General features: G+C 68.0%; 19 protein-coding genes. 10 read left to right on the forward strand and 9 right to left on the reverse strand.

Annotation, left to right across the window (positions count from 1 at the left end):
* Positions 1-636, reverse strand: a complete 636-nt coding sequence (locus WKC72_RS13540) for a hypothetical protein (protein ID WP_268789779.1) — start codon at positions 634-636, stop codon at positions 1-3.
* Between the two features lie 96 nt (positions 637-732).
* Here WKC72_RS13540 and WKC72_RS13545 point away from each other — a divergent pair, with 96 nt between their 5' ends.
* Complete coding sequence (locus WKC72_RS13545) at positions 733-1908, forward strand: hypothetical protein (RefSeq protein ID WP_268789780.1); 1176 nt, start codon at positions 733-735, stop codon at positions 1906-1908.
* The gene (locus tag WKC72_RS13550; protein WP_112301836.1) at positions 1905-2318 is read left to right on the forward strand and encodes a PPOX class F420-dependent oxidoreductase; all 414 of its coding nucleotides are present in this window, start codon (positions 1905-1907) and stop codon (positions 2316-2318) included. Before WKC72_RS13545 ends, WKC72_RS13550 begins: the two co-directional genes overlap by 4 nt.
* On the opposite strand, the gene WKC72_RS13555 is transcribed toward WKC72_RS13550, so the two are convergent.
* On the reverse strand, positions 2313-3623 hold the full coding sequence (locus tag WKC72_RS13555) for a DUF222 domain-containing protein (RefSeq protein WP_370182911.1): 1311 nt from the start codon (positions 3621-3623) through the stop codon (positions 2313-2315). The genes WKC72_RS13550 and WKC72_RS13555 overlap by 6 nt on opposite strands.
* 112 nt (positions 3624-3735) lie before the next feature.
* Here WKC72_RS13555 and WKC72_RS13560 point away from each other — a divergent pair, with 112 nt between their 5' ends.
* Positions 3736-4347, forward strand: coding sequence for a maleylpyruvate isomerase family mycothiol-dependent enzyme (locus WKC72_RS13560; RefSeq protein WP_268789782.1), 612 nt, complete (start codon positions 3736-3738; stop codon positions 4345-4347).
* A gap of 6 nt (positions 4348-4353) precedes the next feature.
* Here the strand turns inward: WKC72_RS13560 and WKC72_RS13565 are convergent, their stop codons facing one another.
* Genes WKC72_RS13565 through WKC72_RS13580 form a run of 4 tightly spaced genes read right to left on the reverse strand, consistent with a single transcriptional unit; the run spans position 4354 to position 7258 of the window.
* Complete coding sequence (locus WKC72_RS13565) at positions 4354-4764, reverse strand: hypothetical protein (RefSeq protein WP_268789783.1); 411 nt, start codon at positions 4762-4764, stop codon at positions 4354-4356.
* Positions 4765-4798: 34 nt separating this feature from the next.
* Positions 4799-5611, reverse strand: coding sequence for an SDR family NAD(P)-dependent oxidoreductase (locus WKC72_RS13570; protein WP_370182912.1), 813 nt, complete (start codon positions 5609-5611; stop codon positions 4799-4801).
* Between the two features lie 44 nt (positions 5612-5655).
* Positions 5656-6447: an SDR family NAD(P)-dependent oxidoreductase gene (locus WKC72_RS13575; protein WP_268789785.1), complete on the reverse strand. Its 792-nt coding sequence runs from the start codon at positions 6445-6447 to the stop codon at positions 5656-5658.
* Positions 6448-6481: 34 nt separating this feature from the next.
* A complete protein-coding gene (locus WKC72_RS13580; protein ID WP_370182914.1) occupies positions 6482-7258 on the reverse strand; it encodes an SDR family oxidoreductase in 777 nt (258 codons plus the stop codon).
* Positions 7259-7484: 226 nt separating this feature from the next.
* On the opposite strand from WKC72_RS13580, the gene WKC72_RS13585 reads away from it, so the two are divergent.
* Entirely contained in the window at positions 7485-8402 is a 918-nt protein-coding gene (locus WKC72_RS13585) for a tyrosine-protein phosphatase (protein ID WP_370182915.1), read from the forward strand.
* A 2-nt stretch (positions 8403-8404) separates the two neighbouring features.
* Here WKC72_RS13585 and WKC72_RS13590 read toward each other — a convergent pair whose 3' ends face one another.
* Positions 8405-9352 (reverse strand): aldo/keto reductase, encoded by a 948-nt coding sequence (locus WKC72_RS13590; RefSeq protein WP_370182917.1) that lies wholly within the window; start codon positions 9350-9352, stop codon positions 8405-8407.
* Positions 9353-9577: 225 nt separating this feature from the next.
* Here WKC72_RS13590 and WKC72_RS13595 point away from each other — a divergent pair, with 225 nt between their 5' ends.
* The 6 genes from WKC72_RS13595 to WKC72_RS13620 all read left to right on the forward strand — a co-directional run bounded on the left by WKC72_RS13595 (position 9578) and on the right by WKC72_RS13620 (position 17291).
* On the forward strand, positions 9578-11080 hold the full coding sequence (locus WKC72_RS13595; RefSeq protein WP_370182919.1) for an aldehyde dehydrogenase family protein: 1503 nt from the start codon (positions 9578-9580) through the stop codon (positions 11078-11080).
* Between the two features lie 27 nt (positions 11081-11107).
* Positions 11108-12667: an APC family permease gene (locus WKC72_RS13600; RefSeq protein ID WP_128641623.1), complete on the forward strand. Its 1560-nt coding sequence runs from the start codon at positions 11108-11110 to the stop codon at positions 12665-12667.
* Positions 12664-14220 carry a GMC family oxidoreductase gene (locus WKC72_RS13605; protein WP_370182921.1) on the forward strand — a complete coding sequence of 519 codons (1557 nt, stop codon included), beginning with the start codon at positions 12664-12666 and terminating at the stop codon, positions 14218-14220. The genes WKC72_RS13600 and WKC72_RS13605 overlap by 4 nt, the downstream gene beginning before the upstream one ends.
* 309 nt (positions 14221-14529) lie before the next feature.
* Positions 14530-14886, forward strand: a complete 357-nt coding sequence (locus WKC72_RS13610; RefSeq protein WP_370184357.1) for a WhiB family transcriptional regulator — start codon at positions 14530-14532, stop codon at positions 14884-14886.
* A gap of 63 nt (positions 14887-14949) precedes the next feature.
* A complete protein-coding gene (locus WKC72_RS13615; protein ID WP_037238628.1) occupies positions 14950-16131 on the forward strand; it encodes a thiolase family protein in 1182 nt (393 codons plus the stop codon).
* A gap of 14 nt (positions 16132-16145) precedes the next feature.
* Positions 16146-17291, forward strand: a complete 1146-nt coding sequence (locus tag WKC72_RS13620) for an acyl-CoA dehydrogenase family protein (RefSeq protein WP_037238631.1) — start codon at positions 16146-16148, stop codon at positions 17289-17291.
* On the opposite strand, the gene WKC72_RS13625 is transcribed toward WKC72_RS13620, so the two are convergent.
* Entirely contained in the window at positions 17272-18753 is a 1482-nt protein-coding gene (locus WKC72_RS13625) for a flavin-containing monooxygenase (RefSeq protein ID WP_370182922.1), read from the reverse strand. The genes WKC72_RS13620 and WKC72_RS13625 overlap by 20 nt on opposite strands.
* Entirely contained in the window at positions 18750-19685 is a 936-nt protein-coding gene (locus WKC72_RS13630; protein ID WP_370182924.1) for a patatin-like phospholipase family protein, read from the reverse strand. The genes WKC72_RS13625 and WKC72_RS13630 overlap by 4 nt, the downstream gene beginning before the upstream one ends.
* Positions 19686-19758 lie beyond the last annotated feature (73 nt).

The following is a 19758-nucleotide window of genomic DNA, read 5'->3' on the forward strand; positions in this document are numbered from 1 at the left end:
TCACCACACCCGAAACGCGCTGTCCGAGAGCGTGAATCCGTGGCCCGCATCGCTGCGGCACGTGACCCCGGACGTCTCGTCGACGAGGCATGTCAAGTCGTTCACCTCCAACGCGGTGCCGTACGACAGTGCGGGGGCGGCAGATCGATCGAGCGGGTAGTACCGGGGGTCGCCGGCGCTGGCGAACTGACCGGGGCGGCTACCGGCGACCTCGATCGCGTTGGGCGTCACCGGGGTGCCGGACGCGCCCGCGCCCGGCACCTTCGGCGCCGACGCCGGCATCGGCCCGTGACAGCCGGCGGTCGGGACGTCGCCGCCGGTGAGGATCGCGCAATGGAACTTGGTGCTCGGTGTCGTGAAGTAGTAGCTCCCCGCCGCGGTGCCCGCAAACGTCTGCGGGTTTGCCTGGGCCGGGGTGGTCGTGGTGGTCGTGGTCGTCGTGGTGGTGGGGCTCGTGGTCGTGGTGGTTGTAGTGCGCGTCGTTGTGGTGGTCGTCTTCGGTGCGGTCGTCACCGCCGAGGTGGTCGCGGGCCCCGCGACGGCACCGGTCTCGGGGGATCCGTCGACCGAGCGACCGCAACCAGCCACCACCAACGCCGTCGCGAACAGAAGCACCGCACGCACCGTGAAGGTCATGAGGGTGAGCCTAGAACCGGACCCCGCCTCGAGCGGTCGCGGCGCGTCGGACGAAATTCTGGGACAGTGGTGACCAGTGAACGGCCAGGAGGTCCGATGTCGGAAAGCACCCAGTACGAGGAGCGGCGTGCACGCATCTCCCTGCAGGTCCGCCAATGGTGTGAACGATCCGCGATCACGGGCACGCACGCCCCGTTGTCGGACGCCGCTGCCGTGCTGATCGCCGCCGGACACCTCGATTCGCCCACCCGGCAGGTACTCACCCACCGGCGTCGCGCGGGCCGCACAGTCCCGTCGATCGGCGGCTTCGGGGCACTGCGTCTGCTGACGGACGAGTACCACCAGGTGGCGCGCCGCGCCGACAGCCTGCGTCCCGGACCTACGCAACTACTGTTCAAATACCGTGCCACCGAACTGGGCCGCAAGCTGCAGTCGTCTCGGTCCGCGGTCGTGATGTCGCCGGCGCACTACGGCAACGGTGTCCGGGCGATGCGCCGGGATCGGCGTGAGGGTGTCCATCTCGACCTCGACCAGCGTGAGGCGCTGTTCCGGGCGCTGCAACGCACACCGGCGCCGATCGCCGGCACCGCGCTCGAACGTGCAGGCAACTATGCCCGCGGCACCGCGGCGGAACGCCTCGGGCAGGCGGCCGAAAACACCCCGATGGCCGCGGTGGGCCGACGCGTCGCCGACGCCATCGGCAGGGGCGTCGATCTCGACAACGACAGATTCGCCGACTCGTACGACACCCTGCTCTACCTGGCGGGGATGCTCTTCGACAGGATCGACGGTTCCGCGGTCTGGCATTCGGAGCACTTCGCGATCCAGCGGTACCAACTCGACCTCGCCGAAGAACTGACACAGATCGCCGTCGACACCGTGGCGCTGCGCGGAATCCGGACCGAACTCGACGAAGCGCTGCACGCCACCCATTCCGACACGGCCCGTCAACAGATCGAGGCCCGGCAGAACGCGCTGAAGCCGGTGTGGGATCAACTGGTCGACCGCGTCGCCGCACTCGCACGAATCGGCGACCTGCTGTCCCGAGCCGAGGTGCAGCTGCGGTCCGTGCTGGCGGTCAACCGGGCGATGAGCCTCGACAGCCGCATCGACGAACTCATCTCACGTTCCGGCGACCGCGAGCTGTCGGCGGAGAACACCCATCACGTCGGCGATCAGTTCGGCGGGGTGGAGGAGCTGATGCTCACCTACCAGTCGGCGCTGTACGGAGACATCGCCGAACTCACAGCCTGGTCGGGTGGGAACAAGTGACATTCACCGCGCTGGGAGACGAATCGTTCGTCTCCCTCACCACGTTCCGCCGGTCCGGGGAGCCCGTGTCGACGCCGGTCTGGATCGCGCGTGACGGCGACGCTCTCATCGTCACCACTCCGGAGGAAAGTGGAAAGGTGAAGCGGCTACGCAACAACGGGAGCGTCGAACTTCGCCCGTGCTCTCGGCGAGGAAGGGTGGACGCTGGGGTCGATCCGGTTGCCGCAGTGGCCGAGATCGTCACCGACGAGTCCATCAGCCGAAGGATGGCCGACACGATCCGGGACGCGTACGGACTGGAATACCGGATCGTCATGTTCGTCGAACGCGTCCTCGCGCGTCGGCAGAAGCCACGTGTGCTGTTGCGGATCACCCCGGTGACCGAGAGGGTAACCCCCACCACCTCATGACGCGCGCAGATGCGCCGGGTCCGGGAGCGGCGGCGCGGCCGAGCGGTAGTGGTGCCCGGTCGGGGTGCCCACGTCGATGAGGTGGGTGCCGCCGGGGTTGTGCACTGGGCGGGCGGTCCATCCGTCGCCTTCCTTCGCGTAGTTGCACGCCTCGCACAGCCCGGACCCGTTGTCCACCGTCGTGGCACCGGATTCTCGGCGGGAGCGAATGTGGTCGTGGTGCCGGATCGGCGCATCACACCACGGGGTGCGGCACGTGCGGTCCCGCAGGTCGATCAGCTGTCTCAGGCTCTTCGGGAACGTGCGCGACGGCGATTCCATCGCCGTCAACGCCCCCGACTGCGGGCACGAATACACCCGCCGCAACGACGTCTCCACGTCACCATCAACGGCGTCCGCCACGAGTTGCCGGGCGATCCCGGCCGGTACCGGTCCGAACCCCTGCAGCTGCGCGGCCTCGTGCCCGCCGGCCAGGAGTGTCTCGTCCGAGAGCACGAGGTTCACCGCCACCGGCACACCCGACGCCACTGATGCTCCGGTGCCGCGTTCGAACAACAGGTCCACCATCAGCTGATTGCGGGTGCGGCCGCCGCTGTTGCCGGTGGCGATCAGGCTGTCCGCATCCCGGCCGAGCGTGTCCTGCAGGCACACCGCTTGCTCGACCGGCATCAGCACGCTCAGATACGCCATCGAATCCGGCGCCGGGCGGGTCGTGACCCGACGCTCGGACACCGCCTTACGGTGCCGGCGCACGACCGCCGCGGCGTCGAGTTCGACCGCCAACGCTTTCGCCTGCGCGATCAGCCCGCGGTCGCCGACCCCGTCGAGAGTGGCCGGGTCCGAGCACAACCGGCGGTCCACGTTTCCCCGATCCTGCGCCGACAGGCACGCCGTCTCCCGCACCAGCAACGTGGCGCGCCATTCGTTCAACCGGCCCGACCGCAACAGGGCCAGGGTGTGGGGCATCTCGTGCACCAGGGCCTGCGCGAAATCGAGATGCCGACCGCCACGATTCGGGGATTCTCTGCGCGCCAACGCAATCTGCGACGCAATCCCGCGGCCCCAGTCCGCCCGCGGCAGCCCTCGAGCCCTCCGATCGGCACGAATATTCGTCGCGACGCCGTCGGTGATCACCGCCTGCACCGCACACCCGACCGACTTCAACGACTCGATCGCATCGAGCCACTCGATCCCCAACCCGGCGTCCCCGCCCGCCTCGACGCATCGCAGCCGCGCCGTGAACGCACGCAACTCGTCCAGATCCGCCGCCATCACTTCCCCCACAACAACCTCCCCCAAGGCCATTCGAATGTATGTTCGACCATATCAATCTTGTTCGACCAAGGCAATACTCGGGGGATTCGGTCTACGGTGGGCGTGGGAACTCTCGTCGAGAAAGATGTGGGGGCTGGGTGCGATGACCGGTGACGGCGATCTGCAGTGGGCGGTTGCGAACGAGTTCTCGGCACTGGCCGATCTGCTCGACGGAATCTCGGATGCGGAATGGAACACGCCGTCGCTGTGCGAGGGCTGGCGGATTCGAGAAGTGGTCGCGCATCTCACCATGGCGGCGCGATACTCCGAGGAGCAGTTCATGGTGCGCCTGCGTGAGTGCGAGTTCGATTTCACCCGGCTCTCCAACGAGATCGCCCGTAGCGACGCCGAATTGGCGCCGGCGGAACTCGTCGCCAACCTGCGCTCGGACATCATGCGCCGGTGGACTCCGCCGGGCGGCGGCTATCACGGCGCGCTCAACCATGTGGTGATCCACGGTCTCGACGCCACCGTGCCGCTCGGCGTGTCGGGACGAGTGCCGGAGGAGACGATGCGCGTCGTCCTCAACGATCTCACGGCGGGCGGTGGGCACTCGAATTTCGGCATCGACATCGAGGGACGCGGCCTGCGGGCGACGGACCTCGAGTGGTCGTACGGGTCGGGCGCCGAATTACGGGGAACGGGCGAGGATCTCGCACTGATGATCTGCGGCCGCACGCTGCCCGCAGGACGGGTCGAGGGCGAACCTTTGTAGTCCGGTTCAGATACCCGGAATGAAGCCCGGGTAGACGAAGTGTCCGGGACCTCCGCCGGGGAGGGTGGCGCCGAGCGATCCGGGGAAGTCCATGGACAGCTTGACGAGTTTGTGTGGTTGACCGTTCTGATCGGCTTGCCAGCAGTCGAGCAGCACGCCGTGGAATCCGGTGCAGACGATGCGGTTGGCGGTTCCGAACGGCGAGGTGAGCCGATTTGCGCTGACGAGCGGATTCCAATAGTCGAGGTCGGCGGGGGTGAGGAAGTTCTGGTTGTCGAACGGCGCGACCGGGCTGGGCTCGGTGGGTACCGGCGGCCATTCGTCGGCGGCGGCCACACCGGCGCTCCCGAGAAGGGCGGCGGCGGCGACGGCCACGGTCGCGGTGATCTGTGCGAATCGGCGAGTAGCGGTAGTCATCTCCACCAGGCCACAGTAAACCGGTGGCCGATACTTACGTCCGCAAACCGGGATGGCGGCTGGCCAGGACGGGGACGAGGAGTTTGTTCGGCGCGAGGTGGGCGAACACGGAAGCGGCGCGATTCGCGAGGCCGGGGATGGCGATCATGTGCCCCTTGTCGAGGCCGTCGATTCCGGTCTTGGCCACGGATTCGGGGCTTTCCCACATGAAGCTGGGCAGTGCGGCTTCGGCGTCTTCCTTCGCGAAGCCGGCTGTCTCACCGAATCCGGTGTCGACGGGCCCGGGGCAGAGGGCGGTCGCCGTGACGCCGGTGCCCTTCAGCTCGCCGGTGAGGCTCTCGGTGTAGGAGAGGACGAAGGCCTTGCCTGCGGCGTAGGCGGCTTGCCCGGGCAGCGGCTGGAACGCGGCCGTGGACGCGACGTTGAGGACGGCTCCCCGGCGCCGTTGCACCATGCCGGGCAGGGCGCGGCTGCAGAGGTCGGCGACGGCCGTCACGTCGACCTCGATCATGTTCATCTCGGCGTCCGGATCGGACGCGGCCACCGGGCCGAGCGTGGACAGGCCGGCGTTGTTGACGAGGATGTCGAGGGTGAGTCCGAGTGCGCCCACCCGGTCGAGCAGTGTCGCGCGGGCCGAGCGGTCGGAGAGATCGGCACCCAGCACATGCGCCCGACCACCTGCGGCCCGCAGTTCGGTGGCCAGTTCCTCCAACTTCTCGGCCCGGCGGGCGACGAGCACCACCTGGTGACCGCGGCGGCTGAGTTCACGGCTGAGGGCCGCGCCGATCCCGGACGACGCTCCGGTGACGAGCGCGGTGCGATCGGCGGCAGGGGTGGGCAGACTCATGTGTCCAACCTACGTGCCGCCGTCGCAGGCGCAAGGTTCACCGGTCAGGCGTGGGTTCCGCCGTCGATGCGGATCTCGGTTCCGGTGACGAACGCGCCGTCGTCGGAGGCGAGCATGGCGACGACTCCGGCGACCTGCTCGGGTCCGCCCATGGCCGCGCCACCGGATTCCAGGGTGGTGGGCAGGATGGGTGAGAGTTTGGCGAACAGGCTCCAATCGGCATCGGACGGAACGTATCCGGATGTGGCGTCGGTGATGCCGGTCTTGATGCTGCCGGGGGCGACACCGACGGCGCGCAGACCCTGCTTGCCGTATTCGAGAGCCAGCGCGTGGGTGAACGACTGGATGCCGCCCTTGCTCGCGGCGTACGCGGCCATGTAGGGGTGGGCGAATGCGGCGGACGTGGAACTGAAGTTCACAACCACGCTGCGTTCGTTGCGTAGCAGCGCGGGCAGGCATTCGCGGACCATGAGGAACGTGCCGGTGAGGTTGATTCCGATCACCTGATTCCACAGGTCCAGCGGCGTCTCGTGGGTGTGCGAGGCGCGGAGGATGCCCGCGGCGTTCACGAGTACGTCCAGTCCGCCGAGTTTCTCGACGCTGCGGCTCACACCGTCGATGACGGACTTCTCGTCGCCGATGTCGATTGCGGCGACGCTGAGGCGTCCCGCCGTGCCTGCCGCTTCGGCCAGTTCCGCCGTCCGCGCGAGGCCGTCCTCGGACACGTCGGCGGCCACGACGGTGCCGCCTTCCTCCAGCAGTCGGAGGGCGGTGGCCTGTCCGATACCCGACGCGGCTCCGGTCACCAGGATCCGCCGGTTGTCGAATCGATTCATCGTGTGTGCTCCTCGTGTGTTTCCGAATTCGATCTCATTGGCCCATGACGTATTTGACGGTCGGCCCGGCGGTCCATCCGCCGTCGACGGCCAGTTCCGCTCCGGTGACGTACGTGGACGCATCCGACAGCAGGAACCCGACGGCACCGGCGATCTCCTCGGGCACCCCGACCCGGGCCATGGGGGTGTTCGGGTAGTTGCCCTCGCCCTGCTGGATCCCGAGGCCCGCGGTCATCGGGGTGTACGTCATCCCGGGGTGGACGGAATTGACGCGGATCCGGTCGGTGCCCAGTTCCACGGCGGCGATCTTCGTGAGCCCGCGTACGCCCCACTTGGACGCGCCGTAGCCGGCGGTGAGCGCGAGTCCCATCAGCCCGGCGGCCGAGGAGATGTTGACGATCGATCCGCCGCCGGCGGCGCGCATCGGGCCGATCACGGCCTGCAGGCCGTTGAAGACGCCGGTCAGGTTGATGTCGAGGACCGTCCGGAAGTGCTCGAGCGGTTCGTGCTCGATGTATTGGCCGGTGGAGATGCCGGCGTTGTTGACGAGGCCGTCGACGCGTCCGAATTCGCTCGTCGCCATGTCGACCGCGGCCTGCCACTGCTGCGGGTCGGTGACGTCGAGGTGGCTGTACCGCGCCCGGTCGCCGAGCTTGTCGACGGTCGCGCGGCCGTCGTCGTCGAGAACGTCGCCGACCACGACGCGGCCGCCCTCGTCGACGATGCGCTGGGCGAAGGCTGCGCCGAGCCCCCGCGCCGCCCCGGTCACGATCACAACCTTCCCCGCCAGTTGCTGTGCGGTCTCGGTCATCTCAGCTCACATCCTCGTCGTCAAAGAGTCACGTTCGTCGGGCACGTCGGCTGCCGACGGCCCGAGTCTGCTGTGGGCGCCGCCGGCGGGAAACGGGTTCTCCCGGTGATCGGAACAACTCGTAGCCACGGGAAACGTCCGGCCACTGTGATGTGGATTACCCGCTGACGTTCCGGACATGCCGGACGAGCGGATCTCCCCGACAGCCCATCGAAAGGCTTCCCCAATGTCTCGACGCGTCACCTCCACCGCCGCGGTGCTGATCACCGGCAGCGTCCTGTTCGCGGGTTTCGGCACGCCTGCGCTCGCTTCGGCGGACCCACTGTCGCTGCCCGGAATCAGTCTTCCGGGATTCGGTTCGTCCGACTTCGGGAGCGCGGGCCTGGTCGTCGAGACACCGCGACTGGCGTCGGTCGACAACTTCCGCGACGTCGGGGGATCGGGCCGGGGGTACGCCACGGCCCGCGGCGGACACGTCACGAGGGGGCTGTTCTACCGTTCGAACGCGCTGGTTCCGAACGATCAGGATCTCGCCGTCCTGACCGGGCTCGGACTGACCGCGGTGTACGACGTGCGGACCGTCGAAGAGGTGGCGGCGAAGCCCGACCGGCTCCCGGCGGGGCCGCGGTACCTCGGCATCCCCATCCTGTCGGGAGACCTGGGTGCCGCAGTCGCGCAATTGAAGTCGCCCGCCGACGCAGTCGCGTTCATGCAGCAGATGAACCGCAGCTTCGTCGACGACGCGGCGACCCGGGCCGGGTTCGCGCAGCTCTTGACGTCATTGGCCGACACCGACGGACCGCAGGTCTTCCACTGCACGGCGGGCAAGGACCGCACCGGCTGGGCGTCCGCGCTGCTGCTCTCCATCGCGGGCGTCCCGCAGGACACCATCTTCGACGACTATCTGCTCACCAACGAGTACACCGCCGCGTCGATGAAGGTCACGTACGACCAGATCGCCGCCAGCCGCGGCGAGGCGGTGGCGCAGATCTACCAGCCGCTGCTCGGCGTCGACCGGAGCTACCTCGAGGCCGGGCTCGGCCGGCTCACCGAGCAGTACGGCACGGTCGACCGCTATCTCACCGAGGGGCTCGGTCTGAGCGCGGCGACCGTCGACCGGCTCCGGGGCAAGCTGCTGAGCTGAGGTCAGGCGCCGATCGCGTCCGAGAGAGTCGTGAGCCGGCTGATCTCGGATGCGGTCAGGGTCACGGTGGGGGCGTCGAGCAGGGCGGGAAGTTGTTCGAGGCGGCTCGCGCTCGCGATCGGCGCGGTGATGCCGGGCCGGGTGAGGAGCCACGCCAGCGCGATGGTGGAGATCTCCGCCGAGTGTGTCTCGGCGATCTCGGCCAGGGCGTCGACGACGGCGAGGCCGGTCTCGGAGAAGTAGCGGGTTGCCATCCGCTGGCGGGGCTGACCGTCCAGGTCTGCCTGGGTGCGGTACTTGCCCGCCAGGAAGCCGGCGGCGAGCGAGTAGTAAGGGAAGACGCCCAGGCCGTTCTCGGTGGCGATCGCGGCCACCTCGGGCTCGTAGTCGTGGCGGTGCACCACGTTGTAGTGGGGCTGCAGCGCGATCGGGGCCGCGAAGCCGTTCTCGGCCGTCAGGGACAGCCACTCGCGGATGCGCTCGGGTGAGTAGTTGGAGATGGCGACGTGGCGGACGAGCCCGTCGCGGACCAGTTCGTCGAACGCGCCGAGTGTGTCGACGAGGGGTGTGTCGGCGTCGTCGAAGTGGGCGTAGTAGACGTCGATGTGGTCGGTCTGCAGCCGCTTCAGGGATGCCTCCGCCGCCGCGCGGACGTTGGCGGGCGCCAGGCCCTTGAACTCCGGGTGCTGGCTGACCTTGGTGGCGATCACCATGTGGTCGCGGTTGCCGCGGGACGCCATCCAGTTGCCGAGGACGGTCTCGGACTCGCCGCCGGAGTTGCCCTCGGCGAACGCGGAGTACGAGTCCGCCGTGTCGACGAAGTTGCCGCCGCCTGCGGCGAAGGCGTCGAGGATCTCGAACGACGTCGGTTCGTCACTGGTCCAGCCGAAGGTGTTACCACCGAGGGCCAGGGGAAAGATGTCCAGATCCGAGTTGCCGATCGCGACCACGGGTGCTCCGTTTCTAGGTGTGTCCTGTCCGGGAATGTGCGAAGAGTTCGCCTGACGACGCTATCGCAGCCGCTAGGCGCACGCGCGTCCGGCTACCGGACACAGTCTCCTCGGCGACGGATACCGCCGCGAATCGGACATGTGTGCGCGATCTCCGCCCACCGCGACTCCGACGGCATACCGTAAAGGGGGTGCGTTCGTTCCGGCGAGACACGGAGTTGAGTGATGCAGGACCAGTCGATCGATGACCTCTTGAACACGGGCCTGTTCGTCGACGGGCAGTGGATCCGCTCCAGCTCCGGGGAGACCCGGGACTGCATCAATCCGGCCGACGGTTCGGTGGTCGCCACCGTCGACGAGGCCTCCCCGGAGGACGCGGCCCGCGCAGTCGCCGCGGCCCGCACGGCCTTCGACGAGGGAACCTGGCCCCGCACACCCGTCGCCGAGCGCACGGCGTTGGTCGCGAGGATCGCCGATCTCCTCGAGCGCGACAAGGAGGCCCTCGCACGGATCGAGACGCTCGACACCGGAAAGACTCTGGAGGAGAGCAGGATCGACATCGACGACGTGGTGTCGGTGTTCCGGTACTACGCGCAACTCGCCGCGGTCGAAGCCGACAATCTGGTCGATGTCGGTCGCCCCGAGGTGATCAGCCGGGTGGTGCGCGAGCCGATCGGCGTGTGCGTGCTCATCGCGCCGTGGAACTACCCGCTGCTGCAGATCTCGTGGAAGGTGGCGCCCGCGCTGGCCGCCGGATGCACCATGGTTCTCAAACCGAGCGAGGTGACCCCGCTCAGCACCATCGCGTTCACCGCGCTGATCGCCGAGGCAGGTGTCCCCGCAGGGGTGGTGAACCTCGTGCAGGGCAGCGGCGCGGTCCTGGGTGCCGCACTCACAGGCACCCCCGACGTCGACTTCATCTCGTTCACCGGCGGGCTGGCCACCGGACGCGTCATCCTCGAGACCGCGGCGAAGAACGTCACCAAGGTGGCGGTGGAACTCGGTGGCAAGAATCCGCACATCGTCTTCGCGGACGCGGACGGAGACGACTCGGTGGACCAGGTGCTCACGGGAGTGTTCCTGCATTCCGGTCAGGTGTGTTCGGCGGGAACCCGCCTGATCATCGAGGAGTCCATCGCCGACCGGTTCGTCGCCGCGCTCGCCGCACGGGCGGAGAAGATCCGGATGGGCAACGGTCTCGATCCGGCGAGCCGAACCGGCCCGCTGGTATCGGAGGCCCACCGGGAGAAGGTCGAAAGGTACGTGGCGCTCGGCCTCTCCGAGGGTGCCCGGTTGGTGACCGGGGGAGCCCGCCCCTCCGATCCCGCGTTGGCGGACGGGAGCTACTACCTCCCCACCATCTTCGACCACTGCGACCGCACCATGCGGCTCGTGCAGGAGGAGACGTTCGGACCGATCCTCACCGTCGAGCGTTTCACCACGGAGGAGGAGGCGCTGCGACTGGGCAACGACACCGAGTACGGCCTCGCCGCGGGCGTCCGGACCGCCGACAGCGCGCGGGGTGAGCGGATGGTGCGGGGTCTGCGTCACGGCACGGTGTGGCTCAACGACTTCGGCTACTACACCGCGGCCGCCGAGTGGGGCGGCTTCAAGATGTCGGGGAACGGGCGCGAACTCGGCCCCACCGGTCTGGCGGAATACCAGGAGACCAAACATATCTGGCACAACACCTCGCCCACGGCGGCGGGGTGGTTCGACAACGGCTAGGTCGGCGCACGGAGAGGCGAGAGAACCATGGCTACTCGGCACGGAGCAGTGGGTGACGGAGGTGCGCCGGGGGACAGTGGACTCGGCGAACTGGGGTACAAACAGGAATTGGACCGCAGCCTCGGCAAATTCGCCAGTTTCGCGGCGGGAGTCAGCTACATCTCGATTCTCACCGGCACGTTCCAGTTGTTCTACTTCGGGTTCGGCACCGCGGGGCCGGCGTATCTGTGGTCCTGGCCGATGGTGTTCGTCGGGCAGATGGCGGTCGCCCTGTGTTTCATGGAACTCGCCGCCAAGTACCCCGTGGCCGGCTCGGTCTACAACTGGGCCAAGCTGCTCGGCAGCAGGATCGTGGGTTGGTCGTCGGGCTGGCTGATGCTCACCGCGTCGATCGTGACCCTCTCCGCCGTCGTGCTCGCGCTGCAACTCAACCTGCCGAGGCTGTGGAGCGGGTTCCAGATCGTCGGTGACGGCAGCGGTGAGTACGACTTCGCCACGAACGCCGTCATTCTCGGCACCGTCATGATCGCGTTCACCACTGCGGTCAACGCGTTCGGCGTCAAACTGATGGCTCTCATCAACAGTTCGGGTGTGTTCGTCGAACTGATCGCGGCCGTCCTCATCGCCATCATCCTCGCTGCCAACATCACTCGCGGTCCGGACGTGTTCTTCTCCACCCACGGTTACGGCGCCGGGGAGAGCGGCGGCTATCTGACCGTCTTCCTCGTGGCGTCACTCGCGTCCGGGTATGTGATGTACGGATTCGACACCGCGAGTTCGCTCGGCGAGGAGACCGTCGACCCACGACGGACGGCGCCCAAGGCGATCCTGCGGGCGATCCTCGCCTCGTTCGTGATCGGCGGGGCGATCCTGGTGTTCGCCGTCATGTCGGCCCCCGACCTCGAGGATCCGCTGATCGGCAGCAGTGAGGGCGGCCTGCAGTACATCGTCGAGCAGGTGATGTGGGGACCGCTCGGGAAGATCTTCCTGGTCTGCATCGTCGTCGCGGTCACGGTGTGCTCGCTCGCCGTGCACGCCGCGGCCATCCGGCTCACGTTCGCGATGGCCCGCGACAACGCGCTGCCCTTCGGGGAACGTCTGGCCCACGTCAACCCGAAGCATCAGACGCCCGTGGTCCCCGCCATCGTGATCGGTGTGCTCGCGGCGTTCATCCTCGTGATCAACATCGGCCAGCCCCAGATCTTCACGGTGCTGACGTCGATCGCGATCATCATGATCTACCTGGCGTACCTCATGGTCACCGGTCCGCTGCTGAAGAAGCGACTGCAGGGGCACTGGCCGCCGAAGGAACTCGCGGAGAGCGGCTATTTCACGATGGGCCGGTGGGGGCTTCCGGTGAACATCTTCGCCGTGCTGTGGGGAGTGGGGATGGCGCTCAATCTGGCGTGGCCGCGCCCCGAGGTGTACGGCACTCCCTGGTACAACACGTGGGGTGCGTTCGTCTACATCGGCATCATTCTCGGGCTCGGCCTCCTCTGGTATGCGGTGAAGGGCCGCAACCACATCGGATGCCTCGCCTCGCACGCGGCGTCGTCGAAGGACGAGGCGGAGAGTGAACTGCCGTGACGGACACCGTGTTCGACTATGTGATCGCCGGCGGCGGAACGGCCGGATGTGTGCTCGCCGCGCGGCTCAGCGAGGACCCTTCGGTGACCGTCTGCCTCGTGGAAGCCGGGCCGTCCGACGTCGATGACCGCAACGTCCTCGAGCTGTCGCAGTGGATGCACTTGCTGGACTCCGGATACGACTGGGACTACCCGGTGGAGCCGCAGGAGAAGGGCAACAGCTTCATGCGTCACGCCCGCGCCAAGGTGCTCGGCGGATGCTCCTCCCACAACTCGTGCATCGCGTTCTGGCCACCTGTCGAGACACTCGACGACTGGGCGGCGGCCGGCGCCACCGGCTGGGCCGCGAAGGACGTCTTGCCGCTCGTGGCGCGGGTCGAGAACAACGACGCCCCCGGCGAGCAGCACGGCCGCAGCGGTCCGGTGCGGTTGCGCGACGTCCCGCCGCACGACCCCTGCGGCGTCGCCCTGCTCGAGGCCGCGGCGAAGGTCGGGTTGCCCACCGTGCAGTTCAACCGGGGCACGACAGTGCTCGACGGGGCGGGGTGGTTCCAGATCAACGCGTCCGAGGACGGCACGCGCATGTCGACGTCGCACGCCTATCTGCATCCGATTCTCGGGTCCCGCCCCAATCTCGACGTGCGCACCGACTGCTGGGTCAGCGAGATCGTCATCGACGATGCGCTGACGGCCACCGGCGTGCGGTACCAGCGCCCCGATCTCACCGGGTACGACACCGTCTCCGCGCGCCGCGAGGTGATCGTCACGGCCGGGGCCATCGACACGCCGAAGCTGTTGATGCTCTCGGGTATCGGGCCGACGGTGCACCTGCGCGAGATGGGTGTGCAGGTTCGGGTCGACGCTCCCGGCGTCGGGCAGAACCTCGACGATCACGTCGAGGGGCTGGTGTTCTGGGATGCGTCCCGGCCGATGGTCGAGACGTCCACGCAGTGGTGGGAGATCGGACTGTTCGCCACCACCGAGGAGGGGCTGAACCACCCGGACCTGATGATGCACTACGGCAGCGTGCCGTTCGACATGAACACCCTCCGGTGGGGATACCCCACCACGGACAACGGTTTCTGCCTCACCCCGAACGTCACGCAGGGACTCTCCCGCGGAACGGTGCGACTCCGCTCCCGCGACTTCCGGGATCGTCCCAGAGTGGATCCCCGGTATTTCACCGACCCGGACGGTCACGACGAGGCCGTGATGGTCGCCGGGATCCGGCTGGCGCGCCGCATCGCCGAGCAGGAGCCTCTCCGCGGCTGGATCACGAGGGAACTGGCCCCCGGGCCGGAGGCGGTCACCGACGACGAACTGATCGACTACGCGCACCGGACGCACAACACGGTGTACCACCCCGCCGGGACCGCCAGGATGGGTGCGGCCACCGACCCGATGGCCGTCCTCGATCCGGAACTGCGGGTGAAGGGCGTCCACAATCTGCGGGTGGTGGATGCGTCCGCCATGCCGAAATTGCCCTACGTCAATCCCAACATCACGGTTATGACGATGGCCGAGAAGTGCGCCGATCTGATCCGCGGGACCTGAAATTGCAGCCCCTCGTGAGGCCGCGTGGTTCGAGGACGGTACGCACGGGGTGATCGGTCCTACGGGTCGCGTCGCGAATCATTTCGCCACGAACGGCTAGCTCGTGACTAGGTGTGACTAGGCGAATGTCTGTGTTCTCTTACCAGCTCGTCGAGAAGGCTGAAGTGACGACCGGGCGGCGTCGGCGGTAAAGCGCGGAACAACGTCCGCGTGCTGACTATTTCGTCTGCCGCCGACGTAGTGAAAGGGACTCTCGTGCCGACCGACACCACTGCAGTATCCGGACGAGGCCCTTCGGAGTCAGCGGGAATACAGCTACATGCCGACGGTGATTCCACTGGCTGGCAGGCGAGTGCCGCGTGCCGGGGTACCGACCTGGCGGTGTTCTTCTCGCCTGACAATGAGCGCGGCCACGCCCGTGACCGGCGCGAAGCGCAGGCCCGGCAGATTTGCCAATCCTGCCCCGTGCTCGTGCAATGTCGCGATCACGCGCTCGGCGCGGGTGAACCCTACGGAGTCTGGGGTGGCATGACGGAAGCGGACCGACGAAAGCACACCCAGCGACTCCGCCGCGGTGAGCGTCGATCGCTCGGGTCCCTGCATCTGCGACCTGTGGCCGGCCGCACCGCGGATGTGACGGACGGTCCGCATCTATGCCCTGCGTGAACCGCTGGGTACTTTGAAGTCCTACTATCTCCCAATACTGGTAGAGAGACGGAAGGGCACGTCATGAATTCTCCTGAACCGATCGTGGTAGTCGACGGCGCGAGGACCCCGATCGGCAGCTTCGGTGGCGCGTTCAAGGACGTGCCCGCCCACGAACTGGGTGCCACCGCCGCGAAGGCCGCGCTCGACCGTGCCGGGGTGCCGGGTGAGGACATCGACGAGGTGGTGATGGGCTGCATCGGTCAGGTCGGGCCGGACGCCTACAACGCCCGCCGCGTGGCCCTGGCCGCGGGACTTCCGGAGAAGACGCCGGCGTACACCGTCAACCGGCTGTGCGGGTCCGGGCTGCAGGCGGTCTGGTCGGCGGCGCAGCAGATGCGCTGGGGTGGGGTGGACTTCGCCCTCGCCGGCGGCGACGAGAGCATGTCGCGGATGCCGTTCTACGACTTCTCCGCCCGCTCGGGCTACAAGCTCGGTGACCGCACACTCGTGGACGGCACGGTCGCGATCCTGACCGACCCGTTCGGTGGCGTGCACATGGGCCGCACCGCCGAGGCCGTCGCCCGCAAGTACGACGTGAGCCGGCAGCAGCAGGACGAGTTCGCCGTCGAATCCCAGCGCCGCGCCGCCTCCGAGGCGGCGCGGGCCGCGTTCGCCGAGGAGATCACCCCGGTCGAGATCGGGGGCCGCCGCCCGAAGACGATCGAGGTCGACGAGCACCCCAAGCCCGACACCACCCTCGAGACCCTCGCGAAGCTGCGGCCGGCGTTCGAGGAGGGCGGCTCGGTGACCGCGGGCAACGCGTCCGGTATCAACGACGGCGCCGCGGCGCTGGTGCTGGCCACGGCGTCCGCGGCGCAGGAGAAGGGTCTGACCGGGCTGGTGACGCTCGAGGCCGTCGCGACCGCGGCGATGGACCCGGCCCTGATGGGGTACGCCCCCGTGCTGGCGCTGGCGAACCTGTTCGAGCAGACCGGCACCACCCCCGGCGACATCGACGTGATCGAGCTGAACGAGGCGTTCGCATCGCAGGCGGTCGCGGTGATCCGGGACGCGAAGCTGAACCCGGAGAAGACCAACCCGTACGGCGGTGCCATCGCTCTGGGTCACCCGGTCGGGGCGACCGGCGCGATCCTGAGCCTGCGCGTGGCGAAGGACCTCGTGCGCCGCGACCTCGAACTCGGCATCGTCACCATGTGCATCGGCGGCGGACAGGCCCTCGCCGCGCTCTTCCGGCGCATCTAGAAACAGGGCAGACGATGAAGAAGCACACACCGTCCTGGCACGACGACGAGGTGAAGGCCCTGTCCGAGCTCGCGGTCGGGTTCTTCGAACGCGAGGTGGTCGCGCACAACGAGAAGTGGGACGCCCAGCACCGCATCGACCGTCAGGTGTGGCTCGAGGCAGGCAAGCTCGGGTTGCTGTGCTGCTCGATCCCGGAGGAGTACGGCGGCGGCGGGGGCACGTTCGCCCACGACCTCGCCGTCTTCGAGGCCCAGGGCTACGCCGGTGACCTCGCGCTCGGCATCTCCGTGCATTCGGGCATCGTCGCCCACTACCTCAACGAGTACGGCACCGAGGAACAGAAGAAGACCTGGCTGCCGGGGATGGCGACCGGGGAGATCCTCGGCGCCATCGGCATGACCGAGCCCGGCGCCGGCTCGGACCTCAAGGCGATCAAGACCACCGCCATCCGGGACGGCGACGACTACATCGTCAACGGGTCGAAGACGTTCATCACCAACGGCGCGTCCGCCGATCTGATCGTGCTGGCGGTCAAGACCGACCCGAAGGCCGGCGCCAAGGGGGTGGCGCTGCTGATCGTCGATCTGCGGGACTGTCCCGGGTTCGCCGTCGGGCGCGTGCTGGACAAGGTCGGTCAGCACGGCGCCGACACGTCGGAGTTGTCGTTCACCGACGTGCGGGTGCCGGTGGCGAACCTGCTCGGCGAGGAGGGGCAGGGTTTCGGGCAGTTGATGGCGCAATTGGTGCAGGAACGGTTGATCATCGGGGCGCAGGCGTCCGGGGCGATGACTCGTGCGGTCGAGGACACCGTCGCGTACACGAAGTCGCGGCAGGCGTTCGGGCACAGTCTGTTCGAGTTCCAGAACACAGCGTTCGAGCTCGCCGAGTGCCAGACCATCGCCCGCACGTGTGCGGTCTTCCTGGACCATTGCATCGAGGCGCACCTGCGCGGGGAACTGGACCCGTCCGAGGCGGCGATGGTCAAGTACTGGCTCACCGAGCAGCAGTGCGCGGTGATCGACCGGTGCGTGCAGTTGCACGGCGGGTACGGGTACATGCGCGAGTACCTGATCGCCCGGATGTACGAGGACGCCCGCGTCCAGAAGATCTACGCGGGCGCCAACGAGGTGATGAAGGGAATCATCGCGAAGTCGCTGTAGCCGACGCCGGCTCACGCGACACGTCGTACGCCGATTCGTCGAACCGGCCGAGTCGCTGCCGCATGCGGTCGGTCGACCACGGCCAGTTGAAGCTGTTGCGGCCGTTGACGTCGAGGAAGTAACTCTGGCAGCCACCGGCGTTGTAGACGGTGGTGGCCAGGGCCTCCTGGACTCGAGCGTTGAACGCTTCCTGCACTTCCCGGCGCGGTTCCATTCTGGTCCACCCGTTGCTCCGGGCCTGGGTGACGGCCTGAATCAGGTATTCGAGCTGCGCCTCGAGGATCATGAACGCCGACGTGTGGCCGGTGCCCAGCGCCGGTCCGAGGAGGACGAACGCGTTGGGGAATCCCGCGACGGTGGTGCCGAGATAGGCCTGCGGGCTGCCCTTCCAGTGATCGTCGAGGCTGCGGCCCTCGCCGTCGAACACCCTGGAACCGATCGGCATGTCGAGGATGTGGAAGCCGGTGCCGAAGATGATGGCGTCCACTTCCCGTTCGGCGCCGTCACTGCCGACGACGACGTTTCCGCGCACCGACTGCACGGCGTTGGCGTGCACCTCGACGTTGGGGCGGGTGAGCGCGGGGTAGTAGGTGTTGGACAGAAGCAGTCGCTTGCAGCCGAGCGTGTAGTCGGGGGTCAAAGCCTTGCGGAGCTTCGGATCCCGTACCTGTGCCCGGAGTTGCGCCTTGCCGACCTGCTGGATCACCCGGAGGATCCACGGATGCCGGAAACCGAGTCCGAGCGATTCCATGATCGCGTACTCGATGCGTCGCAGCGCACGGATGGCACCCGGCACACGGCGCAGGATCGCGCGTTCGACACCGGGCAGAGTGTGATCGGGTTTCGGTAGCACCCACTGCGCGGTGCGCTGGTAGAGATGCAGCGACTCGACCGTCGGCTGAATCGCGGGGACGAATTGCACAGCGGATGCACCGGTTCCGACGACGGCGACGCGTTTGCCGGGGAGGTCGTAGGTGTGATTCCAGCGGGAGGAATGGAACACCTCGCCGGTGAAGGTGTCCAGTCCGGGGATGGCGGGAACGAGCGGTTCGTTCCACGGTCCGGCCGCGGCGATGACGGCGTTCGCGGTGAACGTGCCCGCGGACGTGTCCACCGTCCACCGCCTGCTCTGCTCGCTCCACTGGGCGCGCTGCATCTCGGTGCCGAACTTCACGTGTGCGGGCACCCCGTGTTCGGCGGCGGTGCGCTCGATGTATTGGCGGATCTCCTCCTGTCCGGCGAACAACCGCGACCACTCCCGGTTGGGTGCGAACGAGTAGGAGTACAGAGCCGAGGGGACGTCGCACGCGCAGCCCGGGTAGGTGTTGTCACGCCAGGTCCCGCCCAGCGCGTCCCCCTTCTCGAGGACGGCGAAGTTGTCGATTCCGCTCTGTTTCAGACGAATTGCGGCTCCGATGCCGGAGATCCCGGCACCGACGATGAGGATGTCGTAATGCTTCATGCGCGTACTCCGTTCGCAAGCTGAGCGCGGGTGGTGACGAGGGAATGTTCGAGTGTGGCGAGTCGGCGCCGGCCGTCCATGAAGTTCGGGCCCATGACGGCGAGGTCCTCGGCGGTCGCGTCGAGCCGTATCACCCGGGTGCCTGCCGCCTCCAGCGTCGCGATCTCGGCGTCCAGTCCGGAACTCATCCAGTTCCGCAACATCAGGCGTTCGATGCGCGCCGCCCCACGGCCGGTGATGCGGCCCGTCGACGCCATCGGTGCCAGCACGACCACCTCGTCGAGTGCGAGGGGTAGCACCAGGTCGGCGGATGCCGTGGACACCGCGCCGCCGTCGACGAACCGGCGGCCGCCGATGGGGACCGGGGGATACCAGCCGGGAATCGCCCACGACGCCCGCAGGGCTTCGGGCAGGGTGGCGGTCGGTGCGCCGGGTGAGCCGAACGCGACGCGCTCTCCCGTGTCGTAGTCCATGCTCACCAGCCACGTCGCCGGGTGGCGCACCCAGCCGGAGTCGCAGGCGAACCGCTGTGCGAGCCGGTCGAGCCAGGCGGCATCGCCGCGGCCGCGGGGGAGGAGTCCGCTCGCGGCGGTCACGGGTGGGAGTCCGCGGCGCAACAAGCCGGGCGAACCGAGGCCCGGCCTGGGGAGCGGCGGGAACCGTCCCGGTGTGGCGGCGAGGTGCCCGTCGAGCGCCGGATGGGTGGGCCCACCGAGTTGCATGGCGAGCAGTTCGTCGACGCCGGCCCCGCCGCCCAGCATGGTGACGAGTTCGGCGCCCGCGGACGTTCCCACGAGTACGTCGGCGTCGCGTGGGTCCCAGCCCAGCGCGTCGCTCACGGCGACCAGCGCCGCCACGGTCCAGGCTGCGCCGAGCGTGCCGCCGCAACCGATCACCAGTCCGCGGCTGAGTTGTATGTCACTCGAAGTCATATCTAGAAGCTAGCAGAAACCAGATACCGGCGGTATATGAAAAATGGAATATTCTCGCAGGGGCTTCGAAGAA

It is taken from the genome of Rhodococcus wratislaviensis, from assembly GCF_041228765.1.
GTDB lineage: Bacteria > Actinomycetota > Actinomycetes > Mycobacteriales > Mycobacteriaceae > Rhodococcus_F > Rhodococcus_F wratislaviensis.